This is a genomic window from Pseudomonas sp. Mn2068, from assembly GCF_049319725.1.
Taxonomy (GTDB): Bacteria; Pseudomonadota; Gammaproteobacteria; order Pseudomonadales; family Pseudomonadaceae; genus Aquipseudomonas; species Aquipseudomonas gingeri.
Window position 1 is genome coordinate 482312 of sequence record NZ_JBMOUG010000002.1, and the last position, 25948, is coordinate 508259.

27 protein-coding genes and 1 pseudogene are annotated in these 25948 nt (G+C 63.8%); 14 read left to right on the plus strand and 14 right to left on the minus strand.

The features are described from left to right. Positions 1-6: 6 nt before the first annotated feature. The 6 genes from ACL9RJ_RS06620 to ACL9RJ_RS06645 form a co-directional block, all read right to left on the minus strand. Complete coding sequence (locus ACL9RJ_RS06620; protein WP_422765057.1) at positions 7-2640, minus strand: MGH1-like glycoside hydrolase domain-containing protein; 2634 nt, start codon at positions 2638-2640, stop codon at positions 7-9. Between the two features lie 39 nt (positions 2641-2679). After that, on the minus strand, positions 2680-3699 hold the full coding sequence (locus ACL9RJ_RS06625; RefSeq protein WP_178991907.1) for a DNA topoisomerase IB: 1020 nt from the start codon (positions 3697-3699) through the stop codon (positions 2680-2682). 74 nt (positions 3700-3773) lie between these two features. Then, entirely contained in the window at positions 3774-4862 is a 1089-nt protein-coding gene (gene modC / locus ACL9RJ_RS06630; RefSeq protein ID WP_178991905.1) for a molybdenum ABC transporter ATP-binding protein, read from the minus strand. 3 nt (positions 4863-4865) lie between these two features. Continuing rightward, positions 4866-5546, minus strand: a complete 681-nt coding sequence (gene modB, locus ACL9RJ_RS06635) for a molybdate ABC transporter permease subunit (RefSeq protein ID WP_017125182.1) — start codon at positions 5544-5546, stop codon at positions 4866-4868. Position 5547: 1 nt separating this feature from the next. Next, positions 5548-6315: a molybdate ABC transporter substrate-binding protein gene (gene modA, locus ACL9RJ_RS06640; RefSeq protein ID WP_017125183.1), complete on the minus strand. Its 768-nt coding sequence runs from the start codon at positions 6313-6315 to the stop codon at positions 5548-5550. A 240-nt stretch (positions 6316-6555) separates the two neighbouring features. Then, entirely contained in the window at positions 6556-7620 is a 1065-nt protein-coding gene (locus ACL9RJ_RS06645; protein ID WP_177087824.1) for an NAD(P)H-dependent flavin oxidoreductase, read from the minus strand. Between the two features lie 202 nt (positions 7621-7822). Between ACL9RJ_RS06645 and ACL9RJ_RS06650 the strand changes: the two genes are divergently transcribed. From ACL9RJ_RS06650 to ACL9RJ_RS06660, 3 genes are read left to right on the plus strand one after another with little or no spacing between them, the layout of a single operon-like run. Next, complete coding sequence (locus ACL9RJ_RS06650; RefSeq protein ID WP_177087826.1) at positions 7823-8281, plus strand: GyrI-like domain-containing protein; 459 nt, start codon at positions 7823-7825, stop codon at positions 8279-8281. A gap of 57 nt (positions 8282-8338) precedes the next feature. Then, a complete protein-coding gene (locus tag ACL9RJ_RS06655; RefSeq protein WP_177106964.1) occupies positions 8339-8974 on the plus strand; it encodes a TetR/AcrR family transcriptional regulator in 636 nt (211 codons plus the stop codon). Between the two features lie 57 nt (positions 8975-9031). Then, positions 9032-10015: an MDR family oxidoreductase gene (locus ACL9RJ_RS06660; RefSeq protein ID WP_422765058.1), complete on the plus strand. Its 984-nt coding sequence runs from the start codon at positions 9032-9034 to the stop codon at positions 10013-10015. 75 nt (positions 10016-10090) lie between these two features. On the opposite strand, the pseudogene alkB reads toward ACL9RJ_RS06660, so the two are convergent. From alkB to ACL9RJ_RS06675, 3 genes and pseudogenes are all read right to left on the minus strand, one after another. Continuing rightward, positions 10091-10746: pseudogene (alkB, locus tag ACL9RJ_RS06665) on the minus strand (DNA oxidative demethylase AlkB). Positions 10747-10774: 28 nt separating this feature from the next. Then, the gene (locus ACL9RJ_RS06670) at positions 10775-10939 is read right to left on the minus strand and encodes a hypothetical protein (protein WP_017125188.1); all 165 of its coding nucleotides are present in this window, start codon (positions 10937-10939) and stop codon (positions 10775-10777) included. Positions 10940-10980: 41 nt separating this feature from the next. After that, complete coding sequence (locus ACL9RJ_RS06675; RefSeq protein ID WP_017125189.1) at positions 10981-11286, minus strand: DUF1883 domain-containing protein; 306 nt, start codon at positions 11284-11286, stop codon at positions 10981-10983. Positions 11287-11509: 223 nt separating this feature from the next. Between ACL9RJ_RS06675 and ACL9RJ_RS06680 the strand changes: the two genes are divergently transcribed. Beyond that, positions 11510-11866, plus strand: coding sequence for a hypothetical protein (locus ACL9RJ_RS06680; RefSeq protein ID WP_017125190.1), 357 nt, complete (start codon positions 11510-11512; stop codon positions 11864-11866). A 33-nt stretch (positions 11867-11899) separates the two neighbouring features. On the opposite strand, the gene ACL9RJ_RS06685 is transcribed toward ACL9RJ_RS06680, so the two are convergent. Together ACL9RJ_RS06685 and ACL9RJ_RS06690 are read right to left on the minus strand one after the other, a co-directional pair. Then, on the minus strand, positions 11900-12181 hold the full coding sequence (locus ACL9RJ_RS06685) for a hypothetical protein (RefSeq protein WP_017125191.1): 282 nt from the start codon (positions 12179-12181) through the stop codon (positions 11900-11902). Between the two features lie 12 nt (positions 12182-12193). Continuing rightward, entirely contained in the window at positions 12194-12376 is a 183-nt protein-coding gene (locus ACL9RJ_RS06690) for a hypothetical protein (protein ID WP_017125192.1), read from the minus strand. A gap of 281 nt (positions 12377-12657) precedes the next feature. Between ACL9RJ_RS06690 and galU the strand changes: the two genes are divergently transcribed. The 6 genes from galU (at position 12658) to ACL9RJ_RS06720 (ending at position 17622) form a co-directional block, all read left to right on the plus strand. Next, on the plus strand, positions 12658-13497 hold the full coding sequence (gene galU, locus ACL9RJ_RS06695; RefSeq protein WP_042934967.1) for a UTP--glucose-1-phosphate uridylyltransferase GalU: 840 nt from the start codon (positions 12658-12660) through the stop codon (positions 13495-13497). 186 nt (positions 13498-13683) lie between these two features. After that, positions 13684-15042 (plus strand): glutathione-disulfide reductase, encoded by a 1359-nt coding sequence (gene gorA, locus ACL9RJ_RS06700; protein WP_017125194.1) that lies wholly within the window; start codon positions 13684-13686, stop codon positions 15040-15042. Positions 15043-15044: 2 nt separating this feature from the next. Beyond that, entirely contained in the window at positions 15045-15812 is a 768-nt protein-coding gene (locus ACL9RJ_RS06705; protein ID WP_177106962.1) for an AraC family transcriptional regulator, read from the plus strand. A gap of 104 nt (positions 15813-15916) precedes the next feature. After that, on the plus strand, positions 15917-16090 hold the full coding sequence (locus tag ACL9RJ_RS06710) for a DUF1427 family protein (protein ID WP_177106961.1): 174 nt from the start codon (positions 15917-15919) through the stop codon (positions 16088-16090). A 34-nt stretch (positions 16091-16124) separates the two neighbouring features. Next, positions 16125-17084: a quinone oxidoreductase family protein gene (locus tag ACL9RJ_RS06715; RefSeq protein WP_103032636.1), complete on the plus strand. Its 960-nt coding sequence runs from the start codon at positions 16125-16127 to the stop codon at positions 17082-17084. Positions 17085-17163: 79 nt separating this feature from the next. Next, positions 17164-17622 carry a DUF2214 family protein gene (locus ACL9RJ_RS06720; protein ID WP_177106960.1) on the plus strand — a complete coding sequence of 153 codons (459 nt, stop codon included), beginning with the start codon at positions 17164-17166 and terminating at the stop codon, positions 17620-17622. Positions 17623-17742: 120 nt separating this feature from the next. On the opposite strand, the gene ACL9RJ_RS06725 is transcribed toward ACL9RJ_RS06720, so the two are convergent. Then, positions 17743-18288 carry a DUF4946 domain-containing protein gene (locus tag ACL9RJ_RS06725; RefSeq protein ID WP_177087838.1) on the minus strand — a complete coding sequence of 182 codons (546 nt, stop codon included), beginning with the start codon at positions 18286-18288 and terminating at the stop codon, positions 17743-17745. Positions 18289-18507: 219 nt separating this feature from the next. Between ACL9RJ_RS06725 and ACL9RJ_RS06730 the strand changes: the two genes are divergently transcribed. The 4 genes from ACL9RJ_RS06730 to ACL9RJ_RS06745 all read left to right on the plus strand — a co-directional run bounded on the left by ACL9RJ_RS06730 (position 18508) and on the right by ACL9RJ_RS06745 (position 23526). Further along, the gene (locus ACL9RJ_RS06730; RefSeq protein WP_017125199.1) at positions 18508-19767 is read left to right on the plus strand and encodes an amidase; all 1260 of its coding nucleotides are present in this window, start codon (positions 18508-18510) and stop codon (positions 19765-19767) included. Between the two features lie 64 nt (positions 19768-19831). Beyond that, complete coding sequence (locus tag ACL9RJ_RS06735) at positions 19832-21127, plus strand: dicarboxylate/amino acid:cation symporter (RefSeq protein ID WP_377652630.1); 1296 nt, start codon at positions 19832-19834, stop codon at positions 21125-21127. Positions 21128-21143: 16 nt separating this feature from the next. Further along, on the plus strand, positions 21144-22094 hold the full coding sequence (locus tag ACL9RJ_RS06740; RefSeq protein ID WP_017125201.1) for a LysR family transcriptional regulator: 951 nt from the start codon (positions 21144-21146) through the stop codon (positions 22092-22094). 154 nt (positions 22095-22248) lie between these two features. Further along, positions 22249-23526, plus strand: coding sequence for a serine/threonine transporter (locus ACL9RJ_RS06745; RefSeq protein ID WP_017125202.1), 1278 nt, complete (start codon positions 22249-22251; stop codon positions 23524-23526). A 52-nt stretch (positions 23527-23578) separates the two neighbouring features. On the opposite strand, the gene ACL9RJ_RS06750 is transcribed toward ACL9RJ_RS06745, so the two are convergent. Both ACL9RJ_RS06750 and ACL9RJ_RS06755 read right to left on the minus strand, forming a co-directional pair. Further along, positions 23579-24436 (minus strand): helix-turn-helix transcriptional regulator, encoded by an 858-nt coding sequence (locus ACL9RJ_RS06750; RefSeq protein ID WP_177119134.1) that lies wholly within the window; start codon positions 24434-24436, stop codon positions 23579-23581. A gap of 53 nt (positions 24437-24489) precedes the next feature. Further along, positions 24490-25908: an aminotransferase gene (locus tag ACL9RJ_RS06755; RefSeq protein WP_177119133.1), complete on the minus strand. Its 1419-nt coding sequence runs from the start codon at positions 25906-25908 to the stop codon at positions 24490-24492. Between the last annotated feature and the right edge of the window lie 40 nt (positions 25909-25948).

The window sequence follows — 25948 nt, forward strand, 5'->3', positions numbered from 1 at the left end:
ACAGGCTCAGTCGCGCGGTTGCAGCAGCAAGGCCACCAGCGCGCTCCAGCCGGTCTGATGAGAGGCGCCCAGGCCACGCCCGGTGTCGCCATGGAAATATTCATGGAACAGCAGCAGATCGCGGCTAGCCGGATCGGCCTGCAACTGCGGGTAGGCCGCCATCGCCGGGCGCTGGCCGTCTTCGCCACGCAGGAACAGCGAGGTCAGGCGTCGGCCGAGGCCGTCGGCGACTTCGTCCAGCGACGATAAATAGCCGGAACCGCTGGGATATTCCACTGAAAAATGATCGTCGTAGTAGCGATGGAACTCGCGCAGCGATTCGATCAGCAGGTAGTTGATCGGCATCCACAACGGCCCGCGCCAGTTGGAGTTGCCGCCGTACAGGCGCGAGTCGGATTCCGCCGGCTGGTAGCGGGCGCAGAGGGCCTTGCCGTCGAGTTGCATCGCCAGTGGTTGTTCGGCAAACGCCCGGGACAGCGAGCGGATGCCGAAGTCGGAGAGAAACTCGGCCTCATCGAGCATGCGCTTGAGCAGGTTCTTGGTGCGTTCGCCGCGCAGCAAGGCCAGTAGCAGGCGATTGCCGTCTCCGGGTTCGTTCCAGCGCGAGACCAGCGCCGCCAGGTCCGGCCGGTGGTGCATGAAACCCAGCAGCCGTTCGCGCAGGCCGGGCAGGTCCTGATGTTCACGCTGCTCCAGCACCAGCACGGCGAACAGGGGCATCAGCCCGACGATGGAGCGCAGGCGCACCGGTTCGCTGTGGCCGTCGGGGTGTTGCAGCACGTCGTAGAAGAATTTGTCCTGGCTGTCCCACAGTCCCTCGGCGCCGTCGTCGACCCGGTTGATCGCCCCGGCGATATAGAGAAAGTGCTCGAAGAATTTCACCCCGATATCCACGTACACCGGGTTGCGCCTGGCCAGTTCCAGGGCGATGCGCATCATGTCCAGGGCATAGGCGGCGACCCAGGCCGTACCGTCGGCCTGGTCGAGGGTATAGCCCGGCGGGATATCGTCGGAGCGGTTGAACAGGGCGATATTGTCCAGCCCGAGGAAACCGCCCTGGAACAGGTTGCGGCCCTCGGCGTCCTTGCGGTTGACCCACCAGGAGAAGTTCAGCAGCAGCTTGTGGAAGATCCGTTCGAGGAAGTCCATGTCGCCGCTGCCGGTCAACTGCTTTTCCCGCTGGTAGACCCGCCATGACGCCCAGGCATGCACCGGCGGATTGGCGTCGTCGAAGCGCCATTCGTAGGCGGGCAACTGGCCGTTGGGGTGCATGAAGCGATCCTTGACCAGGAGCAGCAGCTGGTGCTTGGCGAAGCCCGGATCGATCAGGGCGAAGGCCACCGCCTGGAAGCCCAGGTCCCAGGAGGCGTACCAGGGGTATTCCCATTTGTCCGGCATGGACACGATGTCGAAGTTCGACAGGTGCCGCCAATGGCTGTTGCGAATCTGCGGGCGCCCGGCCGGTGGTCGCGGCTGGGCCGGGTCGCCGTCAAGCCACTGGTTGACGTCGAAGTAATACAGTTGCTTGGACCACAGCAGGCCGGCCAGGGCCTGGCGCTGGACATTGCGCGCATCGGCATCGGCCAGGCCGTGCTGCAGGGCGGCATAGAAGTCATCCGTTTCCTCGCGGCGCTGCTCGAACAGGCGGCGGACATTGATTTTTTCCGCCGCGGGCGGAGCGAAGCGCAGGTAGACCGTGCGGGTTTCGCCCCCTTGCAGCTCTAGGGAGAAGTGCGCCGCCACCCGCGTTCCGCTGTCACGGCGAATGCTTTGGGCACCGTTGACCACATGATCGTTGATGCCATCCTTGAAGGGCCCGGCGGCCTGCGAGCCGTTCAGGCGACGGGTGTTGGTCTCGTTCTCGCAGAACAGCCATTCGAAAGGCGCGTCGCCCCAGGCACTGGCCTGCATGGGATCGCAGCCGGCGTGCTGGGCGCTGACCTGGTCATCCAGCAGGGTCAGGCTCGGCCGTCGGGCATGGAGACTCCAGCTCCAGTCATTGCGCGCCCACAGCTGCGGCAGCACGCGCAGGCGCGCGGGCTGGTGAAAGCGGTTCTGCACGCTGACGCGCATGACGATATCGTTCGTGCCGTGCTTGGCGTACTCCACCGTGATATCGAAATAGCGGTTGTCCTCGAAGACCCCGGTATCGAGCAGCTCGTATTCGGCATCGTCGAGGCCCCGGCGGGCGTTTTCCCTGACCAGGTCGTCATAGGGAAAGGCCGCCTGCGGGTATTTGTAGAGCATGCGCATGTAGGCATGGCTGGGTACGCCGTCGAGGTAGAAGTACAGTTCCTTGACGTCTTCGCCGTGGTTGCCTTCGGCGTTGTTCAGGCCGAACAGGCGCTCCTTGAGAATCGGGTCGCGTTCGTTCCAGAGCGCCAGGCCGAGGCACCAGTGCTGGGATTTTTCGGAGAATCCCGCGAGGCCATCCTCGCCCCAGCGATAGGCGCGACTGCGGGCATGGTCGTGGGGGAAATAGGCCCAGGCGTCGCCGTCGGCGCTGTAGTCCTCGCGGACCGTGCCCCACTGCCGTTCACTCAGGTAGGGGCCCCATTCGCGCCAGTCGGCGGCGTTTTCGCCCCTCAGGCGCTGGCCTTCAATCGTGTCGAGAAGCGTCGCAGCAGGTTTGGCCGTCATCGGGTCTTCCGTCGTTGTGGTGGGCTGCTCTTCACTGTTCTACGGCTGGCGTTGCAGGAACATCGCCAGGCCGGCTTCCTCCAGGTTCAGGTCCTTGCGCACCCGGGGGCGGGGCAGTTTCGCCAGGTCGCCGAGGACGAACGCTTCAAGGACGGCAGGATGGATATAGCACTTGCGGCAGACGGCGGGGGTATTGCTCAACTGCCTGGCGACATTTTTCACCATCTCGACGATCTGTTTTTTCGCCTCGGCTTCCGGTTCCCAGCACAACTCGCGCAAGACCGCCAGGGCCAGGGCGCTGCCGGCCCAGGTGCGAAAGTCCTTGGCAGTGAACTCGGCGCCGGTCAGTTCATGCAGGTAGGCGTTCACGTCCGATGAACTGACCGTGTGGCGTTCGCCGTGTTCATCCAGGTACTGGAACAGGTTTTGTCCGGGCAGTTCCAGGCAGCGCTTGAGTACGTTGGCCAGGCGCCGGTCCTTGAGTGTCACCTGGTGCTCGACGCCGCTCTTGCCGCGAAACTGGAAGACCATGGCGCTGCCGTTGATTTCCACGTGCCGGCTGCGCAGGGTGGTCAGGCCGTAGGAGCGGTTCTCCCGGGCGTAGCGGGTATTGCCGATGCGGATCAGCGTGGCGTCGAGCAGGCCGATCACTGTGGCCATGACCTTGTCCCGGGTGAATCCCGGTCTCGCGAGGGTGGCTTGCAGTTGCCGGCGCAACTTGGGCAGGGCGTTGCCGAACGCCAGCAGTCGCGCGTATTTGTCCTGGTCGCGGATTTCCCGCCAGCGCGGGTGATAGCGGTACTGCTTGCGACCCCTGGCATCCCGGCCGGTGGCTTGCAGATGGCCCCGCGGATCGGCGCAGATCCACACGTCGGTGTAGGCCGGCGGCACGGCCAGGGCATCGAGGCGCTTGATCTCCTGGCTGTCGCGAATGCGTTGGCCATCGGCGCCGAAGTAGGCGAACCGGCCCCGCCAGGGTTTGCGGCGAATACCCGGCAGGGTGTCGTCGACATAATGCAGGTCGGGCGGCAGGTCGACAGGCGTCGGTACATCAGTCATGGCAGGGAGTCCTTGGCGCGAAGTCAGGCCGCTATGACTGATTGACCACCGCCTGGCCCGGAGGTGCCTTCAATTCAGGCCAGGACCGCCACGGCCTTGATCTGCGCCCACAGTTGCTGACCGGCCTGCAGCTGCAACTGGTCCCGGGAAAACCGGGTGATCCGTGCCAGCAGCGGGGTTCCGCCAGCCTCCAGCCTGACCAGCACATGGGCACTGTTGTCCGCGGGAGTCTCGCCGGTGACCGTCACCGGTAGTCGATTGAGGATACTGCTGTGTTCTTCCGCCTGCCGGCTGAGGCTGACATCCCGCGCCTGGACCTTGAAACGCAAAGGCTTGCCGACGGCCAGGGGCGCGTGGGCGACCCGCATGGTCAGCAGGCTGCCGGGCAACTGCAGGGTGACCAGTTGGTAATGCATGTCGTAGGCACTGACCTGGCCTTCGATCACCACGCCGGCATCATCGCCGAGGGCCAGGGGCAGGTCGAGCCGCGCGAGGGTTTCGCCGATGGGGCCGCTGGCCAGGGCCTTGCCGTCGCCGAGCAGGACGATATGGTCGGCCAGGCGCGCCACTTCGTCCTGGGAATGACTGACGTAGAGCACCGGGATATCCAGTTCGTCATGCAGGCGTTCGAGGTACGGCAGGATCTCGCCCTTGCGCTTGCTGTCGAGGGCCGCCAGGGGTTCGTCCATCAGCAGCAGTTGCGGACTGGTGAGTAGCGCCCGGGCGATGCCGACACGCTGGCGTTCGCCGCCGGACAGGTGCTGCGGGTGGCGCTCCAGCAGGTGGGTGATGCCCAGCAATTCGCTGGCATGGGCCATGTCCACCCGGCGTTGGGCCCGGGGAATGCGCCGCAGGCCGAACTCCAGGTTCGCCAGCACCGAGAGATGCGGGAACAGGCTGGCTTCCTGGAACACGTAGCCCAGGGCGCGTTTGTGTGGCGGGACGAAATGCTGCCGGCTGCTGTCCTGCCAGACTTCGCCGTTGACCTGGATAAACGCCTGCGGGGCCTTTTCCAGGCCGGCGATGCAGCGCAGGCAGGTGGTCTTGCCCGAGCCGGAATGACCGTACAGCGCGGTCACGCCGCGGCCGGGCAGGTCCAGGTCGAGGTCCAGGGAGAAACCCGTGTAGCTCAGTTGCAGGCTGACCTTGATCGAGGATGCCATGGCTCAGCTCCAGCCCATCTTGGTCTTGCGGCTCGAATACAGCGCCAGCAACACGATAAAGGAAAACACCAGCATGGCGCCGGCCAGCCAGTGGGCCTGGAGGTATTCCATGGCCTCGACGTGGTCGTAGATCTGCACCGAGACCACGCGGGTCTTGTGCGGGATATTGCCGCCGATCATCAAGACCACGCCGAACTCGCCGACGGTGTGGGCGAAACCGAGGATCGCGGCGGTGATGAAGCCCGGTCGTGCCAGGGGCAGGACCACGCTGAAGAATGTGTCCCAGGGATTGGCGCGCAGGGTTGCGGCCACTTCCAGCGGGCGGGTGCCGATGGCACTGAAGGCATTTTGCAGCGGTTGCACCACAAAGGGCATCGAGTAGATCACCGAGCCGATCACCAGCCCGGTGAAACTGAAGGTCAGGGTACCCAGCCCGATGGACTGGGTGAACTGGCCGATAAAACCGTGGGGGCCGAAGGCCAGCAGCAGGTAGAAACCGATCACCGTCGGTGGCAGCACCAGCGGCAGGGCCACCACCGCGCCGATCGGCCCGCGCAGCCAGGAGCGGGTGCGCGCCAGCCATAACGCGATCGGAGTGCCGATCACCAGCAGGATCGCCGTGGTCAGGGTGGCCAGTTGCAGGGTCAGCCAGATCGCGGCGAAGTCGGCACTCGTCAGCGGCATGTCAGAGCTGGTAACCGTAGGACTTGATGATGGCCGCGGCTTTCGGACCTTTCAGGTAGTCGACCAGCGCCTTGGCGGCGGCATTGTCCTTGCCCTTGGTCAGGATCACCGCGTCCTGCTTGATGGCTTCGTGCATGTCGGCCGGGACGATCCATGCCGAACCGCTGGTGACCTTGCCGTCCTTGTAGATCTGCGACAGTGCGACAAAGCCCAGCTCGGCATTGCCGGTGGAGATGAACTGATAGGCCTGGGTGATGTTCTGGCCGGTGACCAGTTTGTCCTTGACCTTGTCGGTCAGGCCCAGCTTGGCCAGGACCTGGGTGGCGGCCAGGCCGTAGGGCGCGGCTTTCGGATCGGCGATGGACAGGTGCTGGTACTGGTTGTCCTTGAGTACCTGGCCCTTGGCATCGACGTAGCCGTCCTTGGCCGACCACAGTGCCAGGGTACCGACGGCATAGGTGAAGCGCGAGCCGGCAACGATATCGCCTTCTTTTTCCAGCTTGGCCGGGGTGGTGTCGTCGGCGGCGAGGAACACTTCGAACGGCGCGCCGTTCTTGATCTGGGTGTAGAACTGGCCGGTGGCGCCGTAGGCGGCGACCAGCTTATGGCCGGTGTCTTTCTCGAAGTCGGCGGCAATCGCCTGGATCGGTGCGGTGAAGTTGGCGGCGACGGCCACCTGGACTTCAGCGGCCTGGGCCGAGGCGAAGGTGAAGAGGCCGAGCAGGGCGGCCAGGCAAGTCGGGGCAAAACGTGAGGCACGAGTGATCATGAAGCGGCTCCGTTCAAACGTTGGGGACAGGCACAGGCGCCGCTTGTTATAGGAAGTGTGCGGCGCTGAGAGGGGTGAATCGCTATATAAACAAATATATAGCGATTTCATGGCGCTGGCGAGAGTCCCCCCTTTCTTGAAAACGTCAGGTCCATTGCTGGAGCCGGCTTGCTGGCGATGCGATCGGCCAGTCGACAACCGTTGTCTGGAAACGCCATCGCCTTCTACAGGGGGAGGCGATCAGCGTCCTTTCAAGAGCGCCTGGGCCTGTTCCGCCAACTGCCGGGTCAATGCCTCCGCCGGTAACTCCACGCCCAGGCGCAGGGCCTGGCCCGACCACAGGTTGCTGAAGTCCGCCTCGCCCTTGGCCCGCAGCGGCATCAGCGCGCCGCCGGCGAGGGGGAACGCCGGGGCCATGTCGCTGATCGGTCCCAGGTCGCGCATCACCCGGTTCATGATGCCGCGCGCCGGGCGGCCGGTGAACAGGTTGGTCAGGGCCGTCTCGCTGTCCTTCGCCGTACGCAGGGCCTGGTGATGGGAGGCCGAGACCTTGGCCTCGGGGGTGAACAGATAGGCCGTGCCCAGTTGCACTGCCGAGGCTCCGAGCATGAAGGCCGCGGCGATGCCACGGCCGTCGCCGATACCGCCGGCGGCAATCACCGGCACCTTCACCGCATCGGCGATCTGTGGCACCAGGGCGACGGTGCCGACCTGGGTGTTGAGGTCGTTGCTGAGGAAGATGCCGCGATGGCCGCCGGCTTCGTTGCCCATGGCGATGATCGCGTGGCAGCCGCGTTCTTCCAGCCAGCGCGCCTCGTCCACGGTGGTGGCGCAACCGATAATCGTCGCCCCGGTGGCTTTCACCCGATCGAGCAGGGCCTCGGGCGGCAGGCCGAAGTGGAAGCTGACGATCTCCGGACGCAGCTCTTCCACCAGTTGGCAGCTGGTTTCATCGAAGGGCGCGCGGCTGGAAACCGGTGTCGGTGCATTGAAGTCGACACCCAGCTCGCGGTAGTAGGGCGCCAGGCGTTCCTTCCAGCGTTTTTCACGCTCCGGGTCGGCGGCAGGTGGCTGGTGACAGAAGAAATTGACGTTCAACGGGGCCTGGATCGCTGCGCGAAAGGCCTGCACCTCCTGGCGGATCTGCTCCGGGGTCAGCATCGCGCAAGGCAGCGAGGCGAGGCCGCCGGCCCTGGCCACGCCCAGCATCATCGCGGCCGTGGTGGCTCCGGCCAGGGGCCCCTGGATGATCGGTAGCTGGATGCCGAACAGGTCTAGAATGCGGGTGTCAGGCCAGGTGCTCATGGCGGCTTTTCTCCGGGGCAGATAAAAGGATAACGACGAGAACAGGGCTGGTTTGTATCAGGAATGATGCGCGCAAGGCCAGTCATGATCTGTCCGGGCAGGCAAAAAGAGTGATTTGCGATGACGCTCGCGGCAGAATCCACCTAAAGTTGTCGTCGTTCAAAAATCGCCGTTCAAAAAACCGCCCAGGAGCATGATGCAGATGGATGTGAAACGCGTGGAAGTGGCTGCTTTCCAGGTGTCCGGCCCGCAGGTCCGGACCCGCAACGAGGACGAGCGGTACGCTGAGACGGCAAGGATCGGTGGGTTGTGGGGCGGTTTCTTCGCCGAAGGACTGGCCGAGCGTATCGCCAACCGCCAGCCGGATTCACCGGTGTATGGCGTCTACTCCGGCTACGAGTCGGATGCCAGCGGCTATTTCGATGTGACCGCCGCGGTCGCGGTGACGACGCCGGCCCCGGGGTATCCGACCCTTGAGGTGCAGGCCGGCCCCTATCTGGTTTTCGAAGGCCGGGGCGCCATGCCGCAGACGGTCATCGACACCTGGGGGCGGATCTGGTCCTACTTCGAGCAGCATCCCGGACAACGTCGCTTCGCTACGGATTTCGAGGTTTATACCGGGCCGGACAGCGTTGCGGTGTATATCGGGATCGTCGAGTGAGCCGATCTGCGCCTTTAGTCGCATGTATTTTCTAGCCGATCGGTCTATATTGTGCCCATGACCTCGATAACTGCCGCACCGCGCAAGCCTGGCCGTCCGCCGAAAATCCCCCGGGAGCAATTGCAGACCCGCGAGATGCTGGTGCGTTGCGGCACCGAAATCCTCACCGAACAGGGTTTCATGGCCACCGGTATCGACGTCGTGCTCAAGCGGGTGGGGGTGCCCAAGGGCTCGTTCTACCACTACTTCGACAGCAAGGAAGCGTTCGGCCAGGCGGTGCTCGCCAACTACGCCGAGTACTTTGCCCGCAAGCTCGACCGCTGGCTGCTGGATACGTCACTGCCACCCTTGCAACGCCTGCGCGGCTTTGTCGACGAAGCCAAGGCCGGCATGGCGCGGCACGGGTTTCGGCGCGGTTGCCTGGTGGGCAACCTGGGCCAGGAAGTGACGCTGCTGCCGGACAGCTATCGCGAGCAACTGGACGCGGTGCTGCGCAGTTGGGAGCTGCGCCTGTCGCACTGCCTGCAGGCGGCGCAGGACGCGGGTGAACTGGCCCGCGACACCGACTGCGCGGCCCTGGCGAATTTTTTCTGGATCGGTTGGGAGGGCGCGGTATTGCGCGCCCGGCTGGTGCGCAGCGAGGCACCCTTGGAAACCTTTATGCAGGGCTTTGCACGCTGCCTGGCGCATTGATTTTCCGGGGCTTTTTTTCGGCTATTTCTAGACGATCGGTCTAAATTGGAGGCAAGCATGTTCAGTGGCATCTTGATCGAAAAGGACGAAGACGGTTATCGGGCCAACCTGGCCTCCCTCAGCGATGAACAATTGCCGGAAGGCGATGTGACGGTGCGGGTTGCCTACAGCACCCTGAACTTCAAGGACGGCCTGGCGATCACCGGCGCAAGCCCGGTGGTGCGGCGCTTCCCGATGGTGCCGGGCATCGACCTGGTGGGCACGGTAGAGCACAGCAGCCATGCCGATTATCAGGCCGGCGACGCGGTGTTGCTCAATGGCTGGGGTGTCGGCGAGGGGCATTGGGGTGGACTGGCGCAGAAAGCCCGGCTCAACGGTGACTGGCTGATTCCATTGCCCCGGGGGTTCACGGCGGCACAAACCATGGCCATCGGCACGGCAGGTTTTACCGCGATGCTCAGCATCCTGGCGCTGGAGCGCAATGGCCTGACGCCGGACCAGGGCGAGGTGCTGGTGACCGGGGCCAACGGTGGCGTGGGCAGTTTCGCCGTGGCCTTGCTGGCGCGCCTGGGGTATCGGGTGCTGGCATCCACCGGACGCACCAGCGAGCACGCCTATCTGAAGCAGCTGGGCGCCGCCGAGATCATCGACCGCGAGACGCTGTCGCAACCGGGCAAGCCGTTGGCGAAAGAGCGCTGGGTCGCGGCCATCGACTCCGTGGGCAGTCACACCCTGGCCAATGTCTGCGCCGCTACCCGGGCCAATGGCACGGTGGTTGCCTGCGGCCTGGCCCAGGGCATGGATTTCCCGGCCTCGGTGGCACCGTTCATCCTGCGTGGGGTGACGTTGGCCGGGATCAACAGCGTGACCCAGCCCAAGGCGCAGCGAATCGTCGCCTGGGATCGCCTGGCGAGGGACCTTGATCGCGAGCAGTTGGCGCTGATCAGCCAGGAAATCAGCCTGGGCGAGGCGCTGGAAGTGGCTCCACGATTGCTCGCCGGGCAGGTCAGGGGGCGGGTGGTCGTCGACGTCAACCGCTAGGGGCGACGAAAACGCTCTGCGCGATGATCATGCCGCGTTGGAAGCAGTCTCGTTGGCTCACCGCTCGGCGAGTTTTCAGCCGGCCATGCGCAATGTGAAGTTGATGCGCTCGGCACCCAGTTGCGGATGCCGGCCGTCCTTGATCGGCAGCACGCCGTGAAAACGCAGGCGGTCGACGCCGCCCCAGACCACCACATCGCCGTGGAACAGCGGAACGCGCAAGGTCTTGTCGCTGCGCTCGTGGCCGCCGAACAGGAACATCGCCGGTAAACCCAGCGAGATGGAAACCACCGGGCGCTGAAGTCCTGTTCGTTGCGGTCCTGGTGCAGGGACATCTTCGCCCCCGGCACATAGCGGTTGATCAGACAGGCATCGGGGATGAAGTGGGCAAAGCCGGCCCTCTGCGCGGCGTCGACCGCCAGCTGGCGGAATACGTCCGGCATGGCCGGCCAGGGGCGGCCGGTTTGCGGGTCGACGGCGCTGTAGCGGTAGCCGCTGCGGTCGGTGGTCCAGCCCCAGGTGCCGCAACTGCTCAGGCTGGCGGACATGGTGAAACCGCCGGGGGTGACCATCTGCCGGAACGGCGCTTCAAGCAGCACCTGTTGCAGGGCGGGGAGCAGACGCTCGACCCAGGGCAGGGCGAAGCCGCGCAGCACCCACGACTGTTCGCCGATCCGCTCGTTGCGCTCGGGTTGCTGCAGATCGTCGGCGGCAAACAGATCGAGGTTCATGGGCTGTCTCGTCAGACCCGTCGCGCGCTTACAGGGCCTTGCTGACTTTCACATCGGTGATGCTATCGTCGACTTTGCCATGAATGGCTTCCAACGCGGCGCGGGCTTCGGCCTCGGTGCCGTTTTCCAGTTGCGCGAAGTCGAAACGGCGTTCACCGTCGAGTTTGTATTTGATGACGTATTTGGTAGTCACGGTCATTCCAGTAACGAGAGAAGGTGGGCGTGTGCGCTGAATTAACGCAATTTCGAGCTGGAGCGGCGGATAATGCGGATCGAATGCGTCAGGTTCGGCTTGCGGGTGACGCTGATGGCGCGCTTGGTGACGACCGTGTCCAGGGTGATGTTCCAGAAACCGGTGCTCGGTACGGTGATCTTGGCCGGGAAGGTATCGAAGGCACCGCCGTGGTAGGTGTGGCGACCGCCATTCTTGAAGCTGCGGAAGTTGGCGTCGTTCATCAGGCGGATGTTGCAGGTCTGGGAGCAGTCGATCACGACGATGTCGTCTTCGTTGAGGTGCTCGCGCTGGTGGATGAATTTCATGGGCGCCTCCAGAAGGCTTTTTCTACAAAATCAAAAAGATAGCATGTGGCAGAGCGGGGATAACGGCTACGATGGAGTTGTTCTCCGGGCAGACTGACAAGTTTGACGGATTACACGGCCTTGTCGCCATAGATGATCGATTTAATTCAGGTGCTTTTAATTCACGTCCCAGGGAGAAAAATCCCGCGGATGCTGTCCGAGCGTCTTTATCGGAGGTTTTTTCATGAAGTGGGGCGTTTGGGTCGCGGTCTTGGCGTTGAGTGGTTGTGCGAGTGTAAAGGACATCCAGCAGACACCACCGACGCTGAATGTGATTTCGGGCAAGAAGCCCAATGAGTATGCCCAGTGCGTGGACACGATCCTGATCAAGAGCCGGGGCCCCTCGTTGCTGACGCCGCACAAGAACGGGATCAAGATGGTGGTGCGCGATCGCCTGTCGACCTCGCCGGCGGCGCTGCTGGATATCGAGGAGCGCTCCAACGGCAGCAGCATCAAGCTCTACGAGAGCATGTCGAACAACCCGTTGCGCTCCAGCGCGGTGCTCGATGCGGCGACCCGCTGCATTTCCGGTCAGCCCTGAGGCCGGCGCCAGCCGGACCCCGGCCGGCCTGCTTCACTTGCAGACCACCACCACGGTGCGGCTCTTGAAATTGCCGACATCCACGCCCAGGGTCTTGTCGCTTTCGGCGGGCTGCGGCGTGCCGTCCGTGCCGACGATGGTGTAGCCGGTCCCGGCACAGGAGGCGTCGGCCTTCTCGTAGCACTTGGCCCAGGACATGGCCTCGCCCGAACAGTCGATCGCCAGGCCCTGCCGGCCGTTGTCCAGGTAAGTCTTGGATGCCGTGGCGCAGCCGCCCAGGGCCAGTACCGCAATCAGTGTCAGAAGTCGCTTCATGTCGTTCAGCCTTCAGTTGCCACGACGCTTGGTGGCGGGGGCAGGGGTGTCCTGGAAAACCGAGGCCACTTCAATGGCCAGTGCTTCGGTCGGGAACGGCCCTGCAATGTTCTCGCCATCGACGCCGGCGACCCACCACTGTCCGTCCTTTGCCTGGTTGATCAGGTAACCGTTCACGTTTTTTGCTGCCGACATCGATCTGTCTCGCTGGGGGGGATGGAAGGCCGGAATCATAGCGCAGATCAAGGCGCAAACCGGCATCAGCAGCTAGAATTGCTGCCTTGGAGCGTGCGTGGAAGAGTTCCGCAGTCGCCGCGGTTACCGGGCGTCGTACTATTTGCAAGTCTTGCGGAACTATCAGCGCCAGTTTTTCTCTATGTTGGCGTCAGTATGCTATCAGCGGGGCATTGTAAGGTGACCGCCGCCTGATTAGACTGCGCCGAAACTCGTACACACCGCCCTTTTTAAGGACTTATATGATCAAGAAATGCTTGTTCCCAGCAGCCGGTTACGGTACTCGCTTCCTGCCAGCGACTAAAGCCATGCCTAAAGAAATGCTGCCGGTGGTGAACAAGCCACTGATCCAGTACGGCGTCGAGGAAGCGCTGGACGCTGGCTTGAACGAGATCTCGATCGTCACCGGCCGCGGCAAGCGCGCGCTGGAAGACCATTTCGACATCAGCTACGAGTTGGAAAACCAGATCAAGGGCACCGACAAGGAAAAATACCTGGTCGGTATCCGCCGCCTGTTGGACGAGTGTTCGTTCTCCTACACCCGCCAGACCGAAATGAAGGGCCTGGGCCATGCGATCCTGACCGGCCGTCCGCTGATCGGCGACGAGCCGTTCGCCGTGGTCCTGGCGGACGACCTGTGCGTCAACCTCGAAGGCGACGGCGTGCTCAAGCAGATGGTCAAGCTGTACAAGCAGTACCGCTGCACCATCGTCGCGATCATGGAAGTCGATCCGCAGGAAACCAGCAAGTACGGTGTGATCGCCGGCGACCTGATCGGTGACGACCTGTACCGCGTACGCAACATGGTCGAGAAACCAAAACCGGAAGATGCACCGTCGAACCTGGCGATCATCGGTCGCTACATCATGACCCCGGACATCTTCACCCTGATCGAGCAGACCGAGCCGGGCAAGGGCGGCGAGATCCAGATCACCGACGCCCTGATGAAACAGGCCCAGGACGGTTGCGTGATTGCCTACAAGTTCAAGGGCAAGCGTTTCGACTGCGGTGGCGCCGAAGGCTACATCGAGGCCACCAACTTCTGCTTCGAACACTTCTACAAGACCGGCAAGGCTTACTAAGCCAGGCGGTCTCTCGATCGTTCCCAGGCTCCGGCGTGGGAACGATCAGGAAGCCAGCGCTGCTTCTCCAGTAGTAAAGAAAAGCCACCTCCGGGTGGCTTTTTCATTTGGGCGCCCTTATGTAGTGTCCAGCGCTGACCCAAAGGGCTACAGCGGTTATGCTGTGTGCCTGCCGAGGAGATAGATATGGCCTACGATTTTGATCTGTTTGTAATTGGCGCCGGTTCCGGCGGTGTGCGTGCGGCGCGGTTTGCCGCCGGTTTCGGGGCGAAGGTGGCGGTGGTCGAAAGCCGCTACCTGGGCGGGACCTGTGTCAACGTCGGCTGCGTGCCGAAGAAGTTGCTGGTGTACGGTTCGCACTTCGCCGAAGACTTCGAACACGCGCAAGGCTTCGGCTGGTCCCTGGGCGAGGCGAACTTCGACTGGGCGACCCTGATTGCCAACAAGGACAAGGAAATCAACCGCCTCAACGGCATCTATCGCAACCTGCTGGCCAACAGCGGCGTTACCTTGCTGGAAGGTCATGGCAAGTTGGTCGACCCGCACCAGGTCGAGGTCAACGGCCAGCACTACAGCGCCAGGCATATCCTGATCGCCACCGGCGGCTGGCCACAGATCCCCGAGATTCCGGGGCATGAACATGCCATCGGCTCCAATGAGGCGTTTTTCCTCAAGGAACTGCCCAAGCGCATCCTGGTGGTCGGCGGCGGTTATATTGCCGTCGAGTTCGCCGGCATTTTCAATGGCCTCGGCGCCGACACCCAACTGCTGTATCGCGGCGACCTGTTCCTGCGCGGCTTCGATGGCGCGGTGCGCAGGCACCTGGCCGAAGAACTCAGCAAGCGCGGCCTGGGCCTGCAGTTCAATGCCGATATCGAGCGTATCGACAAGCTGGCCGACGGCAGCCTGAAAGCCACCCTCAAGGATGGCCGCGAGCTGGAAGCCGATTGCATTTTCTACGCCACCGGCCGACGCCCGATGCTGGACAACCTGGGCCTGGAAAACACCGGGGTGAAGCTGGACAAGAACGGCTTTATCCAGGTCGACGAGCTATACCAGACCAGCGAACCGTCGATCCTCGCCCTCGGCGATGTGATCGGGCGCGTGCAACTGACGCCGGTGGCCCTTGCCGAAGGCATGGCGGTGGCCCGGCGCCTGTTCAAGCCCGAGCAGTATCGTCCGGTCGACTACAACCTGATTCCGACCGCTGTGTTCAGCCAGCCGAATATCGGCACGGTCGGCCTGAGCGAGGAACAGGCGCGGGAGCAGGGCCATGAGGTGCAGATCTTCGAAAGCCGGTTCCGGCCGATGAAGCTGACCATGACCGAAGACCAGGAACGCACCCTGATGAAGCTGGTGGTGGATGCCCGCACCGACAAGGTCCTGGGCTGCCATATGGTCGGCCCCGACGCCGGTGAAATCATCCAGGGCCTGGCCATCGCACTGAAGGCCGGCGCCACCAAGCAGCACTTCGACGAAACCATCGGCGTCCATCCGACGGCGGCCGAAGAGTTCGTCACCATGCGTACGCCTGTCGCCAGCTGATCATGGCCCTGGCCGCGCCGCCCGATCTCACCGACACCGGTCGGCCCGTGCAGCCCCTGGCACGGACCTACCCGCGGGGCTTGTACATCGAGCCCCACGAGCATGTCTGGGGGCAATTGCTGTATGCGATGTCCGGGGTCATGTGGGTCGAGACGCCCCACGAAGCCCTGGTGGTCCCGCCGCAGCGGGCGGTGTGGTTGCCGCCCGGTGTCGCCCACGGTATCCGGGTGGTGTCGGATCTGCAGATGCGCAATATCTACCTGCGTCCGGCCCTGGCCGAAACCCTGGAAAGCACGGTCCAGGTGATCGAGGTCGGTGGTTTGCTGCGCGAGCTGATCGTCCGGCTGGTGGAGCAGACCGATGACCCGCAGGGCGAATACTATGAGGCGCTGGTCAACCTGGCGTTGCTGGAGCTCAAGCGGGCACGGCGTTCCCTGCTGAAAATCCCCATGCCCTCCGACACCGACCGGCGCCTGATGAGTCTTTGCCAGGCGGTGATGGGCGCGCCGTCACTGGCGATTTCCTTCGATCAGCATGCCGAACAGGCCGGCGCCAGCGTGCGCACCCTGGCGCGCCTGTTCCAGGCGGAGCTGGGCATGGGCTTTGCCGAGTGGCGACGCCAGGTGCAACTGGCGACGGCGGTGGCGGAATTGATCCAGGGCGTGCCGGTCAGCCGTATCGCCCGCTCGCTGGGTTACTCGCCCAGCAGTTTCAGCGACATGTTCCGCCGCGCCCTCGGCATCGCCCCGTCGCATTATCCGGTGGGCTGACGCGGCCGACGCGATTTTGGCCGATATCCAGAAGCCCTTGACCGGCAGCCGTGGTTTGTCGGCCATAGACTGCGGGCATTCCTTTATCGAGCGCGGAGTTCGTCATGAGCTACCTGATTTCCCTCGCCATCGGCATTGTTGTCGGGCTGCTTTACGGCGGGCTCGATTTCCGTTCCCCGGCGCCACCCGCCGTGGCCCTGGTCGGTTTGCTGGGCATGCAACTGGGCGAAAAAGCCTGGCCTCTCGGCAAGCAACTGGTGACTGGCTGGTTGTCCTGAAGAATCCCTTGTTCCCTGTCTGGATGCGTACCTTATGAAAGCCCTGCAATTTTCGAAGACCGGCGACCTTTCGGCGCTGCAACTGGTCGACCTGCCGATGCCCGTGCCTGCTGCCGGAGAAGTCCTGGTGCAGATCAAGGCGGCCGGCCTGAACCCCAGCGATGTGAAAAACGTCCTGGGACGCTTCGCCTACACCACCTTGCCCCGGGTGCCCGGACGTGACTTCGCCGGCGTGGTGGTCGAGGGCCCGCAGGCGCTGCTCGGCCAGGAAGTCTGGGGCACCGGCAAGGAGCTGGGTTTTACCGGCGACGGTTCCCATGCGCAGTACCTGACCCTGCCGGCCAGGGGCGTGGCACTCAAGCCGAGCCACTTGAGTTTTGTCCAGGCCGCCAGTCTCGGTGTGCCGTACACCACCGCCTGGGATGCCCTGGAGCGCAGCCTGGTGAAGGCCGGTACACGCCTGCTGGTGATCGGCGCCAATGGCGCGGTCGGCAGCGCGGCGATGGCCCTGGCGAAGATCCGTGGTGCCCATGCGCTGGGCGCGGTGCGGCGTCCGGAGCAGGTCAAGGCGCTGCAGGACAAGGGCTTCGAAGCCATTCAACTGGACCAGCCGGAAGCCTTGGCGGCGGCGGTCAACGGCGTTTTCCCCGGCGGCGCCGAGGTGATCTTCGACACCACCGGTTTCTGGCTGCCGGCGGCGGTCGGCGCGCTGGCGCCTTTCGGGCGGATCGCGATCATCGCCGCGCCGGTCGACGGCCATGTGCAACTGCCGGCCCTGGCCCTGTATCGCAAGGGCGGTTCGGTGGTCGGTATCAACTCCTTGCTCTATGGCACCGAGGCCTGTGCGCGGATGCTCGAACAATTCGGACGGTTCTTCGACGAAGGCCTGCTGGAGCTGCCATCGGACCTGCGGGAATCGCCGCTGGCCGAGGGCCCGGCGCGCTATGCCGAGGTCAACCAGGGCAGCGGCGACAAGGTGATCCTGCTGCCTTGAGGGCCTGATCCGGGCGGAGCTTGCGCAAAGATCGGCGGTTTGAGCTACAACTGTCTTGCTCATTCAAGGAGACGATCCGATGTTTGCTCACTGGTCCCTGGCAGCGCTGCACCTTCTGGCCTTCGGTATCGCCCTGGCGGCGGTGTTCGGCCGTGGCGGGGCCTTGCGCCGCCTCACCGGCAGCACCCCGGCGGAACTGCGCCAGGTATTCATCTGGGACAATCTCTGGGGCATCAGTGCCGGCATCCTGCTGGTCACCGGTGGCCTGCGGGCGTTCGGCGGTTTCGAGAAGGGAAGCGACTACTACCTGCACCAGCCGCTGTTCCATCTCAAGCTGACGCTGTTCGTGATTGTCCTGCTGTTGGAGCTGGCGCCGATGATCAGTCTGATCAAATGGCGGATCGCGCAGAAGAGGGGCACGGCCATCGATATCGGCCGGGCCCGCTTGTTCGCGCGCATCAGCCATATCGAAGCCCTGTTGATCATGCTGATCGTGGTTGCCGCCAGCGGCATGGCCCGCGGATTCCTCGCGGGTTGACCGGGGCCCTTGTGTAGCAGCGAGCCAACTCGCGAAAGCGCTTCTTCCAGCACCGCAGGATTTGGCCGGATGGCCGCCTTCGGCGGTTCGCGGGCAAGCCCGGCTCCTACAAGAGGTGACTCAGGGTTGCAGGTGCAGGCTGGCGCGGATACCGTTGACCACCGGTTCCACGGTCTTGTAGCCGTCCGCCGAGCCGGCGTAGAGCAGGGAATAGGCCTTGCCGTCGTGGGCCGCGGCCACCAGGGTCTGGGTCATCACATGTCCGCCGTTCTGGGTGATGGTGCAGGTGGTTTCCACCGCCGCCAGGCCACCCAGGGTGCTGTCGTGAATGCGATTGCACACGCTCATGAAACCGCGCTCGACGAAATTCTTCTGCACCGCCTTGCGCATCTCCAGCAACACGCCGGGGAGGTTGACCTCATGGCCGGGGTTGAGCGCCGACTGGGTCAGCTCCATGACCATCATCGGGTCGCCATTGGGATCGTTCTTCACCGCGCGCTGGCGCAGTCCGCTGACGACTTCGCCCGCGGCGTTCTGCGCTGGCGGCAGGGTCTGGACTTCCCAGTCGCCGGGCCAGGTGATCATCAGGTCGTCAGCCAGGGCTGAGGAGCCACCCAGCAGCAGGAAGAGGGCGGTGAAACAGGCACGGCGTTGCACAGGGGTCATGGGAAGGCACTGACAGGAAGGCTGGGATCAATTGTTACAGTGTATCAATAGATCAGGCCGATTTGCCGATTCTTCTGCGCTTTTACCCAAGGCCGTTCCCGGATCGCGGCTCTGAGCGTTCGTTTTCGACAAAGGCTGGCTTTGCCAACCCTCGCTGTTTTCCCGGATCGGGCCCCTCGATACTCGCGTCACAAGAACGCCCGGAGGAACACACCGATCATGCAATATCTCGACCGCCGGCCGACTGCCGAACGCCCTCACGATGACCACCGGGCTCCGGCCGCCCTGTTGCAGCCGGGACTGCACGGTGCCTTTGTCCGCGAAGGTTTTGCCCGGGCACCTTTTGTCGCCCGTCATTCCGGCGCCTTGTCAGGCCTGCGCCTGGCGGCCAAGGATGTCTTCGATATCGAGGGACAACGCACCGGTGCCGGCAACCCGCGCTGGCTGGCCCAGCAGGCCCCGGCCACGACGACGGCCCTGGCGGTGCGCCTGCTGCTGGAAGCCGGGGCCGAATGGACTGGCAAGACGGTCACCGACGAACTGGCGTTCAGCCTGGCGGGGATCAACCTGCACTACGGCACACCGTGCAACCCGGCCGACCCGTCACGGATTCCCGGAGGCTCGTCGTCCGGCTCGGCAGTGGCGGTGGCCGCAGGGCTTGCGGATATCGGACTGGGCACCGATTGCGGTGGTTCCTGCCGTTTGCCGGCCAGCTACTGCGGGGTCTGGGGCATGCGCCCGACCCAGGGAAGGATTGCCACGCGCGGTTGTTTCGCCCTGGCCCACAGCTTTGACACCGTGGGCTGGTTCGCCGCCAATGGGGAGCATCTGGCGGCGGTGTTCGCGGTCCTGGCCAACGAGGCCGTGGATGAACACCCGCGAGAAAACCCGCTGTTCCTCCTGAGCGAGGATGCCCTGGCGGTGTGCGACGAGGCGGTGCAGGTGGCGTTCGGCGCCCTGGTCGAACGCCTTGGCAGCACCCTGCAACATACGCTGCTGCCATCGGCCAGCCTGACCCTGGCGGATTACGCCAGGGCCCATCGGGTCCTGCAGGGCGGTGAGATCTGGCAGCAGCACGGGGCCTGGGTCAGCGTCCACCTTGAGCAGCTCGCGGAGGATGTCCGCCAGCGTTTTCTAGCCGGTTCGCGGGTCACCGCACAACAGGTCGCCGCCGAACAGCAGGTGCGCCAGGCTGCGGCGCAGCAACTGGCACGACTTTTTGTCAATGAGTCGAGCTTCCTGCTGTTGCCCACGGTGCCGGCAGTTGCCCCGCGCCTGGACGCCAGCACCGAAGCCATGGAGCAACAGCGCCTGCGTTCCCAGCAGTTGCTGAGCCTTGCCGGCCTGGCCGGCCTGCCACAGGTCAGCCTGCCCTGGATCAGCCTCGACGGGGCTCCGTTGGGCTTGTCGGTGATCGGCCCGCGTGGCAGCGATGCGCGGGTCCTGACCGCGGCACGGTGGCTGCACCGGCACCTCTGACGCGAGCGATGCCTTGCGGATTTTCTCGGGCGGGAAAATCGCCCGATACCTTTTGTGGAGACCAATAATGAAAAGACCCTTCTACAAAGTGCTGTACATCCAGGTCCTCGCCGCGATGCTCCTGGGCATCGCCGTCGGCCACTACTGGCCAGGCCTGGCCGCCGACATGAAGCCGCTGGGCGATGCCTTCATCAAGCTGATCAAGATGGTGATCGGGCCGATCATCTTCTGTACGGTGGTCACCGGTATCGCCGGCATGGACAGCATGAAGAAGATCGGTCGGGTCGGCGGCAAGGCCTTGCTCTACTTCGAGGTGGTTTCGACCCTGGCCCTGGTGATCGGCCTGGTGGCGACCCACTGGCTGACGCCCGGCGCCGGTTTCAACGTCGATCCGGCCAGACTCAATGCCAGCGCGGTGGCCGCCTATGCGGACAAGGCCCACGAACTGAGCACCAGCGGTTTTCTGATGAACATCATCCCGGACACCCTGGTATCGGCTTTCGCCCAGGGCGCGATCCTGCAGATCCTGCTGGTGGCGCTGCTGTTCGGTGCCGTGCTGGCAGGGTTGGGGGAGAAGGCGAGGGCGGTCAACCAGTTGATCGACGACCTGTCCAAGGTGTTGTTCGGGATTGTCGGGATCATCACCCGACTGGCTCCCATCGGTGCCTTTGGCGCCATCGCCTTCACCATCGGTACCTACGGCGTCGGCTCGTTGCTGCCGATGCTGAAGCTGATTGGTACCTTCTATATCACGGCCCTGTTTTTCGTGATCGTGGTTCTGGGGTCGATCGCTCGGTTTGTCGGCTTCAACCTGTTCCGCTTCCTGGCTTATATCAAGGAAGAACTGCTGATCGTCCTCGGCACCAGTTCCGGCGAACCGGTACTGCCGCTGATGATGACCAAGCTGGAACGCCTCGGTTGCTCGCGCTCGGTGGTCGGGTTGGTGATTCCCACCGGTTACTCTTTCAACCTCGACGGCACCAATATCTACATGACCATGTGTGTGCTGTTTATCGCCCAGGCGATGAATATCGAGATCACCTGGGCCCAGCAACTGACCTTGCTAGCGGTGGCGATGGTGACGTCCAAGGGCGCCAGCGGCGTGACCGGCGCTGCCTTTATCACCCTGGCGGCGACCCTGGCAGTGATGCCCACCGTGCCGGTATCCGGACTGGTGTTGATCCTCGGCATCAACCGCTTTCTCAGCGAAGTGGTGGCCCTGACCAATGTGATCGGCAACGGTGTGGCGACGGTGGCGGTGTCGGCCTGGGAGAAGGAACTGGATCGCGAGCGCATGCACCGGGTGCTCAATCGCCTGCCCGAGCCCATGGCGGACAAGGCGCCGGTCATTGCCAAGTGACCTCGGGTAGGGTGTGATGACCGGGCTCTTTCAACGTGGCTCGATCCTCATGCATTACGATCTGGTGGACCTCAAGGTGTTCCTCGCGGTAGCCGAGGAGGGCAACCTGACCCGCGGCGCGGCGCGCTGTCACCTGGCACCGTCTTCGGTCAGCCTGCGCCTCAAGGGCCTGGAAGACGCCATCGGCGCCGCGCTGCTGGTGCGCCAGGCCCGGGGTGTGAAGCTGACCCAGGCCGGCGTGGTGATGCTCGAACACACCCGGCGCTGCCTGGCCCAACTGGAACAGATGCACGCCGACCTGACGCCGTATGTGCAGGGCCTGACCAGCCATATCACCTTCTTTGCCAATAACAACGCCATCAGTTCCTTCCTGCCCGACGATCTGACCCGGTTCTTCGCTGCCTACCCGGCGGTGCGGATCAACCTGGAGGAGCGCATGGGCTCGGAAATCGTCGCGGCGGTGGCGGCGGGCAGGGCGGATATCGGAATCATCGCGGTGGACTCCGATCACCCGGACCTGCAGTTCGTGCCGTACCGCGAAGACCGCTTCGTGATCATCGCACCGTCGGACAGCGCTCTGGCCCGCGAGGCATCCGTGCGTTTTACCGCATGCCTGGGCCGGCCCTTCATCAGCCTGCAAAGCGGTGCCGCGCTGCATACCTACCTGATGAGCCAGGCTGCCCTGGCCGGCGGCTCGCTGGATGTCTGCGTACAGGTTTCGGGTTTCCGTTCGATCGCCCAACTGGTAGCGTCAGGCGCCGGCATCAGCATCGTGCCGTTGTCGACCCTGGCTCCCGACGATGATCGACGCCTGGCGATCATCGAGCTGCGCGAGACCTGGGCCTTGCGTCATCATCGGGTATGTTTTCGCCGGGAAGTTCTGGAAAAACACTACTTTCTGCGACAGTTGGTCGAACTGTTGCACCAGGGCTACCAGGCTCCAGGTGACCGTACAGAGGTTCCCTGAAACACCGGCACAGTCGACCGTTGCTCAGCTAACCCTTTGCTTCTTAAGCTTAATCCCGGACAATCGCGCCCCTCTTATGGCCGGGGCGCTGCCAGTGACACGTTTTTTCCGCCCCGGTCGCGTGGTAATGACCGGCTAACGGAGATTCGACCGGATGAATGACCAGGCCAACAGCGTCGACGAACGCTATGAATCGGCACCCGCTGCACTGAGCAGCTGGAGCCGTCACGACACCACCTGGATGCTGGGCCTGTTCGGCACGGCGATCGGTGCCGGGACCCTGTTCCTGCCGATCAACGCGGGGCTGGGCGGCTTCTGGCCGCTGCTGATCCTGGCGCTGCTGGCGTTCCCCATGACTTTCTACGCCCATCGCGGCCTGACCCGCTTCGTGCTCTCCGGGCGCGACGGCGCGGACATCACCGAAGTGGTGGAAGAACATTTCGGCCTCAAGGCCGGGGCGCTGATCACCTTGCTGTATTTCTTCGCGATCTTCCCGATCCTGCTGATCTACAGCGTGGCCCTGACCAACACCGTCGGCAGCTTCCTCGAACATCAGTTGCATATCACGCCGCCGCCCAGGGCGATCCTGTCCCTGGTGCTGATCCTCGGCCTGCTGGCGGTGGTGCGGTGCGGCGAGCAGGTGATCGTCAAGGCCATGAGCATGATGGTCTACCCGTTCATCGTTGCCTTGCTGTTCCTCGCGGTGTTCCTGATCCCCCACTGGAACGGCGGTATCCTCGCCACGGCCGGCAGCCTGCCGCAGCCTTCGGCACTGCTGCACACGTTGTGGCTGGCGATCCCGGTGATGGTGTTCTCGTTCAACCACTCGCCGATCATTTCCGCCTTCGCGGTGGACCAGAAGCGTCGTTATGGCGTGCATGCCGAAGCTCGTAGCGGCCAGATCCTCTCCCGGGCCCATGGCCTGATGGTGGTGATGGTGCTGTTCTTCGTGTTCAGTTGCGTGCTGACCCTGTCGCCGGCACAACTGGCCGAGGCCAAGGCACAGAACCTGTCGATCCTGTCGTACCTGGCCAACCACTTCAGCAACCCGACCATCGCCTTTGCCGCGCCGCTGATTGCCTTCGTGGCGATCGCCAAGTCGTTCCTGGGGCATTACATCGGTGCCAGCGAAGGTCTCAAGGGCCTGGTGGTGAAGAGTGGCCGCAAGCCGGGGACCAAGGCCCTGGACCGCATGACCGCGGCGTTCATGCTGGTGATCTGCTGGCTGGTGGCGACCCTGAACCCGAGCATCCTCGGCATGATCGAAACCCTCGGCGGGCCGATCATCGCGGCGCTCCTGTTCCTCATGCCGATGTATGCGATCCGTCGCGTACCCGCCATGCGCCAGTACGCCGGGCAGATGTCCAACGTGTTCGTCACCCTGGTGGGCCTGGTGGCGATTTCGGCGTTGATCTACTCGCTGTCGGCCTGAGTCGTTGTCCTTGTGGGAGCTGGCAAGTCAACTCCTGCAGGATCGTGAACGCTCAGCCTTGGCGTAACCAGTCGATGAACTGCGCGAACAGTTCCGACTGGGAGCTGATGCCCAGCTTCAGGTAGAGGTTCTTGCGGTGCATGCGCACGGTTTCCGGGGAGATATTCATTTCCCTGGCCGTGGACTTCACCGAATGGCCGCGCAGCACCATCTGCGCGGCTTCGCGCTCGCGCTCCGTCAGTACCCCGCAACCGAACCGGCCGAAGGCCGCCTGGATCCGCAGATTGACCTCGGCGTCCTGTGCCTGCCCGTCGGCCGGCTGGTCGAACAACAGGGGATTGCGTTGCAGCCCACGGGCAGCGAACTGGCTCACCAGGGTGCGCACCATCGGTTCGACCGCCCGCAGCAGGTCCAGCTGTGAACTGCTCAGGCTGGCGGCGCCCAGGCCCTGGAACAGGCTGACGGAGATCTTGCTGTGCTCGTCGAGGTTGACGATGTAGTAGCTGTCTTCGGCGCAACCGAGCTTGAGGTAGTAGGTCTTGTAGTACTCGCTGTCGAAGAAATCGTCCGGGGCGATTTCCTCCAGCGGATAAAAACCTTCGGCCAGGCCGTTCTCCACCGCCAGGCAGAACGGGTCGAGCAGATAGCCGCCGGCGAAGTAGCGCTCGATGATCGCATCGCGAAACTCTTCCGGAATACCTTGCAGGTACAGCAACTGCGGCGGTCGATCCTTGCGCTCGAGGCTGATCATCACCGACTCGACCGGCACCAGCTCGCCGAAGGCCAGGGCCAGGTGGCGCAGGCCGTCGGGTTCGTCGAGATGGGCAAAGGCCCCCGCCAGCCCGGCATGCCAGCGATGCAGGGCCTGGAAGGACAGGCGGGTGGCGGTGTCGTCGGGTACGGGGCTCATGCCCCGCAGTCTAACCACCCGCCCCATCGGGCGCAAAGTCGCCGGCAGGACACTCATCGTCCGCCGTATTGGCCGCTTTTCTGCAACTCGTCGGCCACTTCGAGGATGCACTCGCGCAGGGTCTCGACGATTTCATCGACCTGGGCCCGGCTGATGATCAGCGGTGGCGACATCACGTTCAGGTGCATGATCGGCCGTACCAGCAGGCCCCTGGCCTGGGCCCGCAAGTGGATCTTCTCGCCGATGTTCAGCTTGTCGGGAAACAGCTCGCGCGTCTGCTTGTCGGCGACGAACTCGACACAGGCCATCAGCTTCATGCAGCGCACGTCCCCCACCAGCGGCAGGTCGCGCAGGCTGCCCAGGCGCTCCTCCAGGTAGCCACCGACCTCATCGACATGCTGCAGCAGGTTTTCCCGCTCGATGATTTCGATGTTCTTCAGGGCGGCGGTGCAGCACACCGGATGGCCGCTGTAGGTGAACCCGTGGGTGAAGCAGCGGCCCTTGCCCGGTTCGCCGATCACGTTCCAGATCCGCTCCGAGAAGATGCAGGCGCCCAGTGGCAGGTACGCCGAAGTCAGGCCCTTGGCGGTGGTGATGATGTCCGGCTGCACGCCGAAGACGTCCCAGGAGGAGAAGAACTTGCCCAGTCGGCCGAAGGAGGTCACCACTTCGTCGGCGACAAACAGGATGTCGTACTGCTGGCAGACTTCCCACATGCGCCGCAGGTAGCCCTTGGGCGGAATGATCACGCCGCCGGAGCCCATGATCGGTTCGGCAAAGAACGCCGCGACCTTGTCTTCGCCGATACTGAGGATCTTGTCCTCGAACTCCGCCACGAGGAATTCGAGGAACTGCTCTTCGTCCATGCCATCGGGGGCGCGGTAGGGATTGGGGTTGGATACATGGTGGATGCGTTCGTGGGCGTAGTCGAACTCGGGCACCCGGTCGGCGGCCTTGTTGCCGATCGACATGGCCACGGTGGTGGAGCCGTGGTAGGCGTTGTAGCGGGCGATGATGTGCTTCTTCTGCGGCTTGCCCCGGCTGTTCTGGTAGAACTGCACCAGGCGATAGGCGGTGTCCACGGCGGTGGAGCCGCCGGTGGTGAGGAACACGTGGTCGAGGTCGCCGGGGGCCAGGCTGGCGAGCTTTTCGCAGAGGCGGATGGCTACCGCGTTGGACATGTCGCAGAACGGATTGGAGTAGGCCAGCTGGCGAACCTGGTCGGCAATCGCCTCGGCCATTTCCTCCCGGCCCAGGCCGATATTGGTACACCACATGCCGCCCACGGCATCGAGAAAACGATTGCCCTCGGTGTCGTAGATGTAGGCGCCATCACCGGCGACGATATTCAGGGCACCTTGCTCACGGTGCTCGTCGAACATGTGATAGCCGTGCATGTAGTGCGCCTTGTCCGCCTCGACCAGGCTCTGCTGGTCGAATCCGGCGAGAAATGCTTGTGTTGGAATAGCCATGGGCGTGCCCTTTTTCGAAGGTGTGGATCTTTGAGTCATA